The 13,852-nt window shown below is 64.3% G+C and carries 14 protein-coding genes; 7 read left to right on the plus strand and 7 right to left on the minus strand.

Annotated features, from left to right (window positions below; genetic code table 11):
* Genes AC4PTT_RS02640 through AC4PTT_RS02670 form a run of 7 tightly spaced genes read right to left on the minus strand, consistent with a single transcriptional unit; the run spans window position 1 to window position 7,708 of the window.
* A complete protein-coding gene (locus AC4PTT_RS02640; protein WP_492162053.1) occupies window positions 1–804 on the minus strand; it encodes a cyclase family protein in 804 nt (267 codons plus the stop codon).
* Entirely contained in the window at window positions 801–2,060 is a 1,260-nt protein-coding gene (locus tag AC4PTT_RS02645; protein ID WP_492162054.1) for an SDR family NAD(P)-dependent oxidoreductase, read from the minus strand. Before AC4PTT_RS02645 ends, AC4PTT_RS02640 begins: the two co-directional genes overlap by 4 nt.
* Window positions 2,057–3,241 carry a thiolase family protein gene (locus AC4PTT_RS02650; RefSeq protein WP_299939058.1) on the minus strand — a complete coding sequence of 395 codons (1,185 nt, stop codon included), beginning with the start codon at window positions 3,239–3,241 and terminating at the stop codon, window positions 2,057–2,059. Before AC4PTT_RS02650 ends, AC4PTT_RS02645 begins: the two co-directional genes overlap by 4 nt.
* On the minus strand, window positions 3,241–4,881 hold the full coding sequence (locus tag AC4PTT_RS02655; RefSeq protein WP_492162055.1) for an AMP-binding protein: 1,641 nt from the start codon (window positions 4,879–4,881) through the stop codon (window positions 3,241–3,243). The genes AC4PTT_RS02650 and AC4PTT_RS02655 overlap by 1 nt, the downstream gene beginning before the upstream one ends.
* Before the next feature lie 11 nt (window positions 4,882–4,892).
* Window positions 4,893–5,375: an aromatic-ring-hydroxylating dioxygenase subunit beta gene (locus AC4PTT_RS02660; protein ID WP_206545725.1), complete on the minus strand. Its 483-nt coding sequence runs from the start codon at window positions 5,373–5,375 to the stop codon at window positions 4,893–4,895.
* The gene (locus tag AC4PTT_RS02665) at window positions 5,375–6,706 is read right to left on the minus strand and encodes an aromatic ring-hydroxylating dioxygenase subunit alpha (RefSeq protein ID WP_206547975.1); all 1,332 of its coding nucleotides are present in this window, start codon (window positions 6,704–6,706) and stop codon (window positions 5,375–5,377) included. The genes AC4PTT_RS02660 and AC4PTT_RS02665 overlap by 1 nt, the downstream gene beginning before the upstream one ends.
* A 36-nt stretch (window positions 6,707–6,742) precedes the next feature.
* Window positions 6,743–7,708 (minus strand): PDR/VanB family oxidoreductase, encoded by a 966-nt coding sequence (locus AC4PTT_RS02670; RefSeq protein WP_492162056.1) that lies wholly within the window; start codon window positions 7,706–7,708, stop codon window positions 6,743–6,745.
* A gap of 207 nt (window positions 7,709–7,915) precedes the next feature.
* Between AC4PTT_RS02670 and AC4PTT_RS02675 the strand changes: the two genes are divergently transcribed.
* From AC4PTT_RS02675 to AC4PTT_RS02705, 7 genes are read left to right on the plus strand one after another with little or no spacing between them, the layout of a single operon-like run.
* The gene (locus tag AC4PTT_RS02675; RefSeq protein WP_297562603.1) at window positions 7,916–8,941 is read left to right on the plus strand and encodes a TRAP transporter substrate-binding protein; all 1,026 of its coding nucleotides are present in this window, start codon (window positions 7,916–7,918) and stop codon (window positions 8,939–8,941) included.
* Window positions 8,942–8,967: 26 nt separating this feature from the next.
* Window positions 8,968–9,450 carry a TRAP transporter small permease gene (locus AC4PTT_RS02680; RefSeq protein WP_222474034.1) on the plus strand — a complete coding sequence of 161 codons (483 nt, stop codon included), beginning with the start codon at window positions 8,968–8,970 and terminating at the stop codon, window positions 9,448–9,450.
* Entirely contained in the window at window positions 9,450–10,736 is a 1,287-nt protein-coding gene (locus AC4PTT_RS02685) for a TRAP transporter large permease (RefSeq protein ID WP_113153401.1), read from the plus strand. The genes AC4PTT_RS02680 and AC4PTT_RS02685 overlap by 1 nt, the downstream gene beginning before the upstream one ends.
* 12 nt (window positions 10,737–10,748) lie before the next feature.
* Window positions 10,749–11,273, plus strand: coding sequence for a MarR family winged helix-turn-helix transcriptional regulator (locus tag AC4PTT_RS02690; RefSeq protein ID WP_492162057.1), 525 nt, complete (start codon window positions 10,749–10,751; stop codon window positions 11,271–11,273).
* Entirely contained in the window at window positions 11,270–11,710 is a 441-nt protein-coding gene (locus AC4PTT_RS02695) for a RidA family protein (RefSeq protein ID WP_492162058.1), read from the plus strand. The genes AC4PTT_RS02690 and AC4PTT_RS02695 overlap by 4 nt, the downstream gene beginning before the upstream one ends.
* A 59-nt stretch (window positions 11,711–11,769) precedes the next feature.
* Window positions 11,770–12,846: an NAD/NADP-dependent octopine/nopaline dehydrogenase family protein gene (locus AC4PTT_RS02700; RefSeq protein WP_206545731.1), complete on the plus strand. Its 1,077-nt coding sequence runs from the start codon at window positions 11,770–11,772 to the stop codon at window positions 12,844–12,846.
* A complete protein-coding gene (locus AC4PTT_RS02705) occupies window positions 12,846–13,829 on the plus strand; it encodes a 3-hydroxybutyryl-CoA dehydrogenase (RefSeq protein WP_113153397.1) in 984 nt (327 codons plus the stop codon). The genes AC4PTT_RS02700 and AC4PTT_RS02705 overlap by 1 nt, the downstream gene beginning before the upstream one ends.
* Window positions 13,830–13,852 lie beyond the last annotated feature (23 nt).

Below are 13,852 nucleotides of genomic sequence, written 5' to 3' on the forward strand. Positions count from 1 at the left end.
TCAGTTCCTGCCGGGCACGAGCGCCACCACGCGCAGCGGGCTGCCGGTGCCGTTCTTGATCTTGAGCGGGGTTGCGATCAGCATGGCCCCGGTGGGCGGCAGCCGGTCGAGATTGTTGAGGCATTGCAGCCCGTAGCGGCCTGCGCCGTGAAGATAGTAATGGGCCGGGTAGGGCGGCGTGTAGTGCGATCCCTGACCGGCATCGGTGCCGACCGTTTCTGTGCCGAAACCACGAATGCCGCGTTTCTCCACCAGAAGCCGGATCGCCGCCGGTGTGGGGCCGGGGGAATGTGCGCCGTCCTCGCGCATGTTGAGATAGGCCGCGCCCCGGCGCTTCGACCAGTCGGTGCGCATCAGAACCCAGCTCTCGGCGGGAATGCGGCCGTGCTCGGCCTCCCACGCCTCGATGATCTCCGGCGTCAGCTCGAAATCCTCATCGGCGGCAGCGCCGTCAGAACAGTCGATCACGCAGACCGGACCGATAAAGCGCTCGGCGGGAATCTCGTCGACGCTGCCATTGGGCACGTCGCGGCCGGAGATCCAGTGCGAAGGCGCATCGAAATGGGTGCCGGTGTGCTCGCTGCAGGTGAAGTTGTGCCATTTCCACGCCGGGCCGCGGTGGTCATAGGCGGACACTTCTTCCATGCGGAAGCGGGCGCACTGGCCGAACTCGGGCGGCAGCACGATGACCGGAAAATCCTGATCGAGCGTATGGGTGAGGTCCACCACCTCGATGGCGCCGGTGGCGAGCGCCTCCGCGAGATTGCCCAGAAGGGCGGATGGGTCGGTTGCGTGGACGTTCATGCGCCGCCTCCGTCGGTTTCGCTCATCTCGCGCTCCAGCACTTTTGCGCTGGCGCGCCAGCGCTCGATCAGGTCTTTCGCCACATCGCCGACGAACACGTCTTCCAGCCCGTCTTTGAGGCCGGAGACGATGGCCCGGGCAAGTGCTGCGGGCGCGACTTTGGGTGGCGGCAGGGGCTGGTGCCATGCGTCGTCCGTCGGGCCCGTATAGACGTTCATCACGCGCACGCCACCGGGCCGCATCTCCGCGCGCAGGCACTGCGACAGCGAGTAGGCGGCGGCATTGGAAGCGGAGAACGCGCCAAAGGCCGGCATGTTGGAATAAGCGTAGACCGACAGGATGTTGACCCAGGCGGCGGCGCTGTTGTCGCCGTCTGCGCCGCGCCCGCGCATGGCCGGGCCGAAGGACTGGGCAAGCCGCATCAGGCCGAGATAATTCACTTCCATCTCGTCGCGGGCGAACACGGTGTCTCCACGGTCCATGATGCCGCCGGGGCGCACGAAGCGGGCATTGTTGACGAGAATGTCCGTCTTGCCGCCGATCTCGCCGGCAAGCTCGGCGACCGACGCGGTGTCGGTGACGTCGAGCGGCACGATCTGGACATTGGGGATCGCTTCGAGCGTGGCGCGGTGCGGATAGGGTCGCCAGCCTTCGGGCTCGCCGATGAAGATGATCGACGCGCCGGCCTTCGCGAAGGCCTCGGCCAGCGCCGGCGCGTTTTCGCTGCGTGCATCGGTGATGAGCACGCGGCGGAATTTCGGATCGGCGGTGATTTCGCGCAGTTGCGGATCGTCTTCCATGTTGGGCGTCCCTTCGGGAGGCAGGGCGTAGAGAACGCCCTGGCCCGACTTGTCGAGCCGGTTGATGATGCGCACCCGGCCGCCGCGTGGCGCGTCGCCATGGACGTGGCACATGACGGAGGGGCCGGCGTCGAGCCGGACGGTGCCGACACGCCATGGGGTGCGTTCGCGGAAATAGGTGTTGGTGCTGGTGCGCACGGTGGTTTCGGCGATGAGTTCGCCCGCCGGGTTGATCTCGCGCCATGGCAGGTCGGTCGACAGGCAGGTGGAGCAGGCGTCGCGCGGCGGGTATTGCAGCGCGCCGCATTCGCCGCAGACCTGCAGCATGAAGCGCCCCTCGGCGGCAGCCGCCGTGAGCCCCAGCGCCGCGCGGCTCCTGAGGCCCGAAGGCAGTGTCTGTGTGCGGGTGCGCTTCTGTGGGTCTTTCTTCGGCGGTGGCAGGATGGCGTCGGTCATGTGCCCGCTCCCGAAATGATGGCGGCGCTGGAGCAGACGCCACGGTCGTAATTGATCATGCCGAAGCCCGAGACCATGGCGGTCGCCGCCCCTTTCACCTGTGTGGGGCCGGCTGCGCCGGTGACCTGGCGGATGGCCTCGACCATGCCGATGAAGCCGCCGGCGGCTCCTGCCTGTCCGGCTGAAAGCTGACCGCCCGACGTGTTGTGCGGACAATCGCCGGTGATGGTGAGATCGCGCTCGCGCACGAAGGCCGGGCCCTCGCCTTTCCCGCAGAACCCCAGATCCTCGAACTGCATCATGGAGATGACCGGGTAGTCGTCATAGGTCTGCAACAGGTCCATGTCGTCGGGCGTGGCGTCTGCCATGGCGTAAAGCTCGTCGATATCCATGGCCCAGCCGCCGCGCATCTGGATCGGGTCTTCGGGGAAGGCGTTGTGGCGTTCGATGCTGCCGCGAATATGTGCGTAAGGAAGGCCTGCGGCGCGGGCGTCCTCCTCACGCATCACGAGAAACGCTTCTGCGCCGCTGACGGGCATGACGCAATCGAACAGCGCGATGGGATCGGAGATCATGCGCGCGCCGAGATACTGATCCATGGTGAGCGGCTTCTTCATCACCGCATGCGGGTTCCGGAGCGCATTGTCGCGCTGGGCGACGCAGATGCGGCCGAAATCCTCACGGGTCGCACCATAGGCGCTCATATAGTGGTCGGTCAGGAGCGCGAAACAGGCATTCGGTCCGCCTGCTCCATAAGGGTATGAGGCGTCCTGCGCGAAGCGGCTGAAGCTTGAGAGCATGCGCCGGAAACTGTCGACATGATTGGTGTCGCCGGCAACGCAGGCGACGATGTCGGCGTCGCCCGCCTGCACCGCGCGGGCTGCACGCCTGAGCGCCACGACGCCGCTCGCCCCGCCCATGGGGATGTGATCGAGCCAGCGTGGCGTGAGGCCGAGATGCTGGGTCAGGCCCACCGCCGTGTCGGGAAAGAGCGTGAAGCTTGCCACCGAGAAGCCGTCGACATCGCGGGGGCTGAGGCCGGCGCTTTGAAGCGACTGACGCAGCGCGCGGGCGATCCACCAATGCGCCGTTTCCTTGGAGAAGCGCTGATAGGGCGCGGTGGCGGGCGCGGCGAGCACCACGCCCTCATAGCCCATCCGTCTTGAGGTGCGGCCCGCCATCAGGCCGCGCGCCTTTTCTTCATGGAGCGTGTGTCGACCGTTCCAGGATCGGTGAGAAGCCGGGCGACCAGTGTTTTCAGTTCGCCGCGCTGGATCTTTTGTGTCGAGGTCAGGGGCAGGGCGTCGACAAAGGCGATGTAGCCGGGAACCTTGTAATAGGCCACGCGATCCAGACACCATTCGGCGATCTCGCGGGCGCGGGCCTCATCGCGCGCGCCGCTCTCGACCACGAGACAGGCGAAGACCTCGTCGCCGCGCAGTTCGTCAGGTGCTGCGGCAACCGCAGCGGCCTTGATGTCGGGATGCTGCATGAGGAAGGATTCCACCTCCACGGCGGCGATGTTTTCGCCGGAACGGCGGATCACGTTCTTCTTGCGGTCGACGAAGAAGAAATCGCCATCGGCGTCGCGCATGACGATGTCGCCGGTGTGGAACCAGCCGCCTTCCCACGCTTCGGCGGTGGCCTCGGGGTTGGCGTAATATTCGGAGAAGAAGCCGAAACGCGAATCCTCGCCCGCATGGCGCACCAGAAGTTCGCCGGGCGCGCCGGGGGCTGCCTCGCTGCCATCGTCTGCGACCACGCGGGCCTCGATGTCCGGGCCGGGCTGGCCGAGGCAGTTTGTGCCGCGCTTGCGGGGCTCCTGATTGGCGACGATGACCGCGCCGGCCCCCGTCTCCGTCATCGCCCAGCCCTCGATCAGGGGAATGCCGAAGCGCTCCTCGAACGGGCCGTGCAGCTTGGGATCGATGCCCGCGCCGAAACCGAAGCGCACATTGTGCGCCCTGTCCTGTTCCGTGGGTTCGGCCTTCATCAGAATGGACGGCATGACGCCCAGATAATGCAGGCAGGTGGCGCGGCTGTCACGCACGCTCTGCCACCAGCTGCGCGGGTGAAAACGGTCGAGCGCGATGAGGCAGCCGCCGACCGTGACCATCGCCATCAGCGAATAGGCCATGGCGTTCATGTGGAAGATCGGCAGTGGCGTGATCATGCGCTCGCAATCTTCGTTCATGGCGCAGAGCCCGCCCGACTTCGCGTACCAGCGGCCCGAATGCAGGAAATAGAGGTTCGACAGGACGCAGCCCTTGGGCTTGCCCGTGGTGCCGGAGGTGTAGAGCATGGCCGCTTCGCGGGTGAGCGATGCGCCCTGCGGCGTCTCCATGCCGGCAAAGCGTGGATCGAGCGGCGGGGTGTCCGCCTCGGGCGTGACGACCGGAAAGCCGACGCCAGAGGCGGCAGCCGCCTGTTCGAGATCCGCCACGCGGCTGGCGATGGCGACGGCCAGAACCGGGCGCGCGTGCCCGGCCATGTATTCCAGTTCCGCCGATTGCAGGTCGGGATTGACCGGCACGACCGAGAGCCCGAGCGCATTGAGGGCGAACCAGTGCAGGAAGAAGCCCGGCCGGTTTTCCATCAGGAGCATGACGCGCATGCCGGCGCGATAGCCCCCGGCAGCATAGGCGTTCCTCAACCGCTCGATCTCGGCGAGGGCTGCGCCATAGGAGAGTTCGCCGGCGGGAATGTCGTAGACCGTGGCCGTTTCCTCCAGCACGTGCAGGAACGGGCGGTCCGGCCAGCGCCCGGCGGTGTCGGCAAAGGCCGCGAACACGGTGTCGAACGGCGGGATCTGCGATTTCATCTGCTGCGCCTTTAAAGGAACATCTGGATATTGCCGAAGGCGGCGTCGGAATTGAGCAGATCGACGCGCTTGTGGGTGATCTTCAGCCTGCCGTCGATGAGCTTCAGCTCGTGGCGCGCGGTGGCGGCGAGCAGGATCTGGTCGTCGAGCCGCGTCTCCACATAGTGAAACGCCGTGTGGGTCGCGTATTCGCCTTTCTCCTCGTCCATGAGGTCGATGAAGGGGCGGTTCAGAACGTGGTGGCAGCGGGTCTTCGGCTTCTGCGAGAAGGTGCGCTCGCCCTTGAAGCGCTCGACGCGCAGCTTGCGCATGAAGGCGTCTTCATGCAGCAGGGAGGTAACGTGTTTCTCGTCCTGCTGATTGTAGTCGAGCGGCATCCAGTAGAAGCTGTCATGGGTCCACAGATCGAGCCATTCGTCGAACCGGCCATCGTCCAGCATGCGGGCTTCTTCATAGACGAAATCGATCAGGTCATCGCGGGTGGGGGCCTTCATCACGCGTCTCCTTCCATCGTCATCGTCATGTATTTTTCCCACGCGTGGAACTGGTTGCGCATCTGCCGTTCCGTGGTGCCGTTCTCGACGGCGATCTCGTCGAAATTCTCGCCTTCCTGATAAAGGCGCTGGACGTTGACCCATTCGAGGCCATCGGAGTGCAGGCCTTCCTGCGCGCGCTCATACATTTCCAGATCGTCATGGCCGACCATGGAGGTGGGCGCGTTGATCATGCGGTTGTACATGGCGGTGCGCTCCAGAAGCATGTCGGGCGCGCCCACCAGCCGGTAAATGTAGCTTTCGACCAGGGTTTTGTCGGCGGCGATCGGGGTGAACAGCCGCAATTGCTGGATCGGCCCCTTGATCATGATGTTGGGGAAATAGACCGTGTTGTGCCGGTTCTCGCCGAGGATGGCCTTTGCGCGCTCCTCGCCATAGGCCTCGACCATCTGCTCGTAATAACCGGGAATGGCCGAATAATCGGAGTGGATCGAGTGATGCACGCCGGTGTGGCCGTGGCCGTTCGGCCAGGTGCGGATGCCCATGTTCTCGAAGAACTCATAGGGGCTCATGAAGGGGGCGATCACTTCCATGGCCATGGGCTTTTGCGTGCCCTCGGGCTTGTCCATCTTCTCCCACAGATCGATGGCCGTGCCGGCGGAGCTTTCATGCGCGACCATGGGATGGCAGGTGTCGGTCTGGTTCTCGACCAGCATTTTCCAGTTGCAGCGATGCATGTAGCGCAGCGGCGGACCGGCCACTTCCAGACGGCCCTCGGGAGAGCGGTCGACCATGTTGTCGAAGGAACTCAGCGCCTCGCCGAAGAAGCTCTCGAAGTCCGGCCCTTCCGCATTGAGGCGGGCGAAGATGAAGCCGCGATAGTTTTTCACCGCGCCGACAGAGGCAAGGCCGTGCACGGATTCGCTCTCTTCGAGGCCGGTATCCTTGTAGCCCTTGCGCAGCGGGATCGCGAGCAGGCAGCCATTCGTCTTGAACGACCATGCATGATAGGGGCAGCGGAAGAACTTGCCGGTGTTGCCCGAACGGTCGATGGCGATCTTCGTGCCCTTGTGCGGGCAGCGATTGTGCAGGACGTAGATCTCGTTGTCGGAGTGGCGCACCATGATGACCGGCTTGGTGCCGATCTCGGTGGTGAAGTAGTCGCCCTTGTTGGGCGTCTGGCTTTCGTGGCCGACAAAGACCCAGGTGTTGGCGAAGAGATGTTTCATCTCCAGCTCGAACACTTCCTGATCGATGTAAACGTCGCGGTGGACTTCCGTTGGCCGGATCAGGTTGCTGATGGCTTGCGGGTTGTTCGCGTAACGGCTCATGGCTTGCTACTCCCTTGCTGGCCGCCGCCCTGCCTCCTACAGGTCGAGGACGAGCCGGTCGGATTTTGCGCGTGACACGCAGATCTGCATGACGTCGTTTGCTGCGCGTTCGTCATCGGTGAGGATGACGTCGCGGTGGTCGGGAATGCCGGACAGGACGGTGGTCTGGCAGATGCCGCAATCGCCGCGCTGGCAATCATAGATCAGGTCGACGCCTTCTTCCTCGAGCACCTCGATGATGGACTTGCCCGGCGGGATGGTGAAGACCTGTCCCGTGGAGCTGATCTCGACCTCGAAGGATTTGTCGCCCGCTTCGGCTTCATGGGCCTCGAAGAGTTCGAAGTGCACATGGTCTTTCGCGATGCCGCGGGCATGGGCGATTTCGCGCACCGCCTCGATCATGCCGCGCGGGCCGCACACATAGATGTGGCCGTCAGCCGGGGCCTTGCCGATCAACGCCTTCAGGTCGATGCAGGTTTCGGGCTCGTCGTCACAATGAATGGTGAGCGCGGTGGTCTCGATGGCCTCAAGCGCGTCGACGAAGGCCAGAAGCGTGCGCGACCGGCCGGCATAGTGAAACGAGTAGGGGCGGTCTTTCGCCTTGCGTTCGGCGGCCATGGAGATGAGCGGCGTGACGCCGATGCCGCCGGCGATGAGAAGCACCGGGGCTTCCGCGTCGACCAGCGCGAAGTCGTTGCGCGGGGCTGACGTTTCGATGATGTCGCCTGCTTTCAGCCCATGCATGAAGCGGGAGCCGCCCTTGCTGTCCTCTTCGAGGCGCACGCCGAGACGGTAATGATCGGGCGCGTCGGTTGCGCCGGGATCGGTTTCGGCATTGACGAGCGAATAGTGCCGGTCGCTGCCATCGGGCAGGACGACGCGGATATGCGCACCGGCGGAAAAGCCGGGCAGGGCCGAGCCGTCCGCGGCCTCCAGTTCGAGTGTGCGGATGTTCGGGGTCAGCGCTTCGCTGGCGCGCACCCTGAGCTTCAGTTCGCTCATCGCCGATATCTCCTCCCTCTGCGGCGCCTCCATCAGCTCATCGGCAGGCGAGCTGTCATCCGCAGTGTCTGAATAATATGAATTCGCATATTTTTGCCTGTCAAGCTTCAAGCCTCAAAAAGTGAAATTTCATCTTTTTAAGCTTGAAGCGCGTTAAAACTTGTGGAAGCCTTCGTAGTTGGAGGAGGCCGTCACGGGAGGAAAACGATGACGCGCATTTTTAAAACGCTTGTATCTGCATCTATTTTCTCGGCTGCCATGAGCCTGAGCGCCATGGCGCAGGAGACGGTTCTGCGCATGTCCAACTGGCTGCCGCCGTCTCACCCCATCGTCAAGGACATGATGGTTCCCTGGGCGGAACAGCTGAAAGAGGCGAGTGACGGACGGATCGAAGTGCAGATCCTCGACGCGCCGCTCGGGCCGCCGCCGGCGCATTTCGATCTGGCTGCCAATGGCGCGGTGGATCTGACATTCGGCGTGCATGGTTATACGCCGGGCCGCTTCACCCTGACGGAAATCGCCGAAATGCCGTTCCTGGCCGACACGTCCGAGAGCCTCTCGGTTGCGTTCTGGCGGGTGTACGAAAGCGATCTGGCGCAGGCCGATGAGCATCGCGGCACCAAGGTGCTGGGCGTGTTCGGGCACGGGCCGGGGCTTCTGTTCACCAAGGGCAAGCCGGTTTCGCCGCTGTCGGACCTGTCGGGCGCGAAGATCCGCGTTGCGGGCAACATCACCAACAAGCTTGCCGAAGCGATGGACATGGTGTCGATCCAGGCCCCGTCGCCACAGTCTTATGAAATTCTGTCGGGTGGCATCGCCGATGGCATCTTCTTCCCCGTCGAATCCGTGCCCTTCTTCAAGCTGGAATCGCTGGTCGACAAGGCGCTGAGGGTTCCCGGTGGGCTTTACAACGTTTCGTTCTTCTTCGTGATGAACAAGGCGAAGTTCGACAGCCTGTCGGATGAAGACAAGGCGGCCATCGAGAAGGTTTCCGGCGAGGCGTTCTCGCGCATGGCCGGTCAGGCCTGGGACGCGGCCGACGCGGCGGGCATGGAGGTCATCCAGTCGACCGTCGAATTCCATGACGCCACCGAGGACGAACTCACCGAACTGCGTGAGAAGACCGGGCCGATGTTCGACGAACTCGCCAAGGCCTATGAGGCCAAGGCGCTCGACTTCGAGGTTGTCCTGGGCAAGCTCAAGGACGAAATCAAAGCGGTGGCGGCTGAATAATGGCCGCCCCCTCCGAGCGGATCGCAATGCGGGCTCGGCGGTGGTTACGACTTGCGACCGCCGTGCTCTGCGGAGCGTTTCTGGTTGCGCTGACACTGGTGACGGTGGCCGATGTGATTGGCCGCTATCTCCTCTCGTCGCCGCTTCCGGGCGCAGCCGAATACACCGAAATCCTGCTTATGGCGATTGTGTTCATGGGATTGCCGGCCGTGTGTCTGGATGACGGGCATATCAGCGTCGATCTGCTTACGGCGAGCCTCAAGGGCATGGCTGCGAAGGTGCAGCTCAACCTTGGTCGGCTTCTGGTTTCCGTGGTTCTGGGGCTCGTTTCCTGGCAGCTATGGAAGCACGGAGCCCAGCTTGAAAGCTATAACGAGGTGACGGTCTACCTGCGTACGCCGCTCGGGCCGTTCGCCAAGGCGACGGCGGTGATTGCCGGCATCAGCGCCATCATCACCTTTGTCATGGCGGTGCTCAGACTGCCCAAAAGCGATGGCGGGGGCGTGTAATGGCCTGGCCAATCGGAATGGCGCTGCTTCTGGCGCTGATCTTTGCCGGCGTGCCCATCGCCTTCGCCATGACGGCCGTGGGGCTTGTCGGTGTCGTGTCCATCGTTGGCTGGCACCCGGCGCTGGCCATGCTCGGGCAGGTCTTCTTCGACAGCGGCCGCAGCTATACGCTTTCCGTCGTGCCGCTGTTCCTGCTGATGGGCAATCTCGTGGTGCAATCCGGCGTGGCCGGCGATCTTTATGCGGCGGCGAATGCCTGGTTGCGTCACCGCAAGGGCGGGCTCGCCATGGCCACCATCGTCGCCTGCGGCGGGTTTTCGTCGGTGTGCGGCTCGTCGCTCGCCACCACGGCGACCATGGCGCGCATCTCGCTGCCGGCCATGCGCAAATATGGCTATTCCGACCGGCTGGCCGCTTCGTCCATTGCGGCGGGCGGAACGCTCGGCATTCTCATTCCGCCATCGGTCATTCTCGTCATCTATGGCATCCTGACACAGCAGAACATCGGCAAGCTGTTTCTGGCCGGCCTTCTGCCGGGGCTGATCGGCGTTATCGGCTACATCATCGCCGTGCGCCTGTCGCTCGTCGTCTATCGCGAACATCTGGAGACGCAGCCCAAGCTGCCGCTGATCGACCGTGTTCGGGCGCTGCGTGGCGTGGTCTGGGCGCTGGCGCTGTTCGTGTTTGTTCTGGGCGGCATTTATATGGGCGTCTTCACCGCCACCGAGGCGGCAGGCATGGGCGCAGGCGGTGCGTTTCTTCTGACCTTCATGCGCGGTCGGCTGACCCTGCGCGCCACGCTGTCCACGCTGTTCGACACGGCGAAGACGACGGCGGTGATGTTCTTCATTCTGTTCGGGGCGCTCTATTTCCTGAACTATGTGAATTTCTCCGGCCTGACGGGCGACTTGCGCACCTGGATCAATGCGCTTGGTGCCGGCCCGTACCAGGTCATCTTCATGATCGTGCTGATCTATCTGGTGCTGGGCTGCCTGCTTGAAAGCATCTCGATGATCACGCTGACCGTGCCGATCCTGTTCCCGATCGTGACGGGCCTTGGCTTTGATCCGATCTGGTTCGGCATCTTCGTGGTGATCGCGACCGAGCTGAGCTTCATCACGCCGCCCATCGGCATGAATGTTTTCGTCATGCGCACGGTGGCCCCCGACATTCCGCTGGAGCGCATCTTCGCCGGCATCCTGCCTTTCGTGGCCATGGATGTGTTGCGGCTCGCGCTTCTGATCGCGCTGCCGGCGATGGCGCTTCTGATACCCAATTCCATGTGACCGGAAGAGATGATGGCGAAAGACGAAGACAGGATCGAGATCGACCGCAACGCCGGGTTTGTCGGCGACTACCTGCTCTATCTGCTCGCCGCCGCCAGCGATGCGGCCAGCACGGACTTTCATGCCCATGTGCGCGAGCAGGGGCTGCGCGTGCCGGAATGGCGCATCCTCGCCTGCCTGAGTGATGAGGACGGTCAGATGGTGACGCAGCTTGCCCAGCTTGCGCTGATGGAGCAGTCGCATCTGACCAAGATCATCGACCACATGGCGTCGAAGGGGCTGGTGAAGCGCCGGAGCGACGAACGCGACCGGCGTCGCGTGCGCGTGTTCCTGACTGCCGCAGGCCGCGCGCTTGGCGCACGCCTCGTCGATGAAGCGCAGGCGCATGAAAACGAGATCATCGCGCGGCTGCGCCCCGGCGAAGCAGCGCTTCTGAAGAACGCCCTCAGGCATGTTCACGCGCTTTATCGCGCCGGCAGCGGCATCACGCCCGCGCCGGTTCGCGAGCCCGTGAAACTGGAGACGAGACCGACATGAGCGATCTGGAGAAAGCCCCGAAATCCGAAGAGCCGCGGCTCCTGCATGAAGCGGTGTGCCCGGAAGGCTGGCCGCAGCCGAAGGGCTACGCCAATGCCGTGATGACCGATGGCGGCATCATCTACACGGGCGGGCTGGTCGGCTGGGACCGCGAGGGCCGTTTCCCGGAAGGGTTCGTCGCCCAGGCGCACCAGACGTTTCGCAACATCCGCGATGTGCTCGAAGCGGCGGGCGCAGGGCCGCAACATCTGACGCGCCTTACCTGGTACGTGACGAGTGTCGAGGACTATCTGGCCGATCCGAAAGGGCTGGGGAGAGCCTATCGCGATGTGTTCGGCCGCTGTTTCCCGGCCATGGCCACGGTGGAGGTGACGCGTCTGGTGGAGCCGGAGGCGGTCGTGGAAATCGAGGCGACGGCGGTTTTGCCCCGGAGTTGAACCAATGTGAGTGACATAAATGCCCGTGACTGTGTGCGGGCAAGGAGGAGAGTGCAGACATGAAAGTAGCTGTTCTGGGTGGAGGCAACGGGTCATACGCAGCCGCGGCGGATTTCGCCGAGGCGGGCCACGAGGTTCGCTGGTGGCGGCGCGACCGCGCCAGTTTCGCCGATGTCGAGGAGGCTGGCGGCATCACCCTCACCGACCACGAGGGCAGCCGGAAGATCGCGGTCGTGCCGACCGACGATCTCGCTGCGGCACTGAAAGGCGCGGAGCTGATCGTCGCGCCGACGCCGGCCTTCGCGCAGGAGGACATCGCCACCCGCCTCGCGCCGCATCTGGAAGACGGGCAGGTGATCTACCTGCCGCCGGGCACGTTCGGTTCCTACCTGATGATGAAGCGCATTCGTGAAGCGGGCTCGAAGGCCGACATCGCGATTGCCGAAACGGGCACGCTGCCATGGCTGACGCGCAAGCAGGGGCCGCTCGAAGTGCGCGTGACGACGCGGGCCTCGCGCCTGCCGACCGGCGTGCTGCCGGCGCGGCACACGGATCATGCGATCAAGGCCATTGCGGCGGTGTTCCCGGCCTCCATCGAGCCGGTGGAGGATGCGCTTTCGGGCGCGCTGATGAACGCCGGCCCGATCATTCACCCGCCGCTGATCCTCATGAATGCCGGTCCCATCGAGCATTTCGACCGCTGGGACATTCACAATGAGGGCACGCAGGCTTCCATCCGCCGCACGCACACCGCGCTCGACAATGAGCGCATGGCGATCCGCGAGGCGCTGGGCTATGGCGCGCCACACTTTCCGCTGGCCGATCACTACGAGACCAGCGACTGGATGTACGGCAATCTCGCGCATGACAAGCTGGTGGATTCAGGCGACTGGCATGAGAAGCTGGACCTGAAGTCGCACCGCTACATGCTGGAGGATGTGGGCATGGGCCTCGCCTTCATGGTGTCGGTGGGTGACTGGGCCGGCGTGCCCTGTCCGGTGGCGACCGGCCTCCTGGCGATTGCCGGCGCGGTGGCCGAGCGTGATTTCCGCGCCGAGGGGCGCACGATGGAGCAGATCGGTCTTGCCGGCGAAAGCCGCGAGGCGGTGCAGACCATGCTGCGCGAGGGCCTGTGATGACGGGCGAGGTGACCATCGCCTGCATCGGCGCCGGTCGCATGGGGCGGGGCATTGCGCAATGCGTCGCCTATGCCGGCCACGCGGTGCGGCTGATCGATGCGAAAGAGCGTGACGCCGACGCCTTTGCAAAACTGCGCGATGAGGCGCTGGACGAGATCCGCACGGCGCTGGCCTCCATCGCCGCGCTTGGCGCATTCAGGGTGGACGCCGTTCCACAGATCATGGACCGGGTGAGCATCGTGCCGCGCGGCGAGGCGGCGGCAGGTCTTGCCGGGGCGCGCATCGTGTTCGAGGGTGTGCCCGAGGTGACGGACGCCAAGCGCGATGCGTTTGCGCTGTTCGACGCCCATGCCGATGGCGACGCCATTCTGGCCTCGACCACCTCGACCATGCTGTCGACGGAACTGGCGGGTTTCACCTCTGCGCCCGAGCGCTTTCTCAATGCGCACTGGCTGAACCCGGCCTTTCTGATGCCGCTGGTGGAGCTGAGCCCGGCCGATGAGACGGATGCGGAAACCACCGCATTCGTGCGCGCCTATCTTGAAGGCATCGGCAAGGTGCCGATCGTCTGCAAGGCATCGCCCGGCTACATCGTGCCGCGCATTCAGGCGCTCGCCATGAATGAAGCGGCGCGGATCGTCGAGGAAGGCGTTGCGAGCGCCGAGGATGTCGACAAGGCGGTGACCTACGGTTTCGGCCTGCGCTTCGGCGTGCTGGGCCTTCTGGAATTCATCGACTGGGGCGGCGGCGACATTCTCTACTATGCGAGCCGCTATCTCGCCGGGGCTTTCGATGATGAGCGCTATGCGGCTCCCGGCATCATCAGTCGCAACATGGAGGAAGGGCGTATCGGCCTGAAGACGGGTTCCGGCTTCTTCGATTACGCCGATGTGGACGTCGACGCTTACCGCCAGCGCCGCATGGCGGCTTTCCTGAAGGCGCTCGACAATGCGGGGCTCGTGCGGCCACCCGTGCTTTAGGCCCGGTGCCTGAAACAGGGCGT

The organism is Nitratireductor sp. WH36-1, from assembly GCF_058725515.1.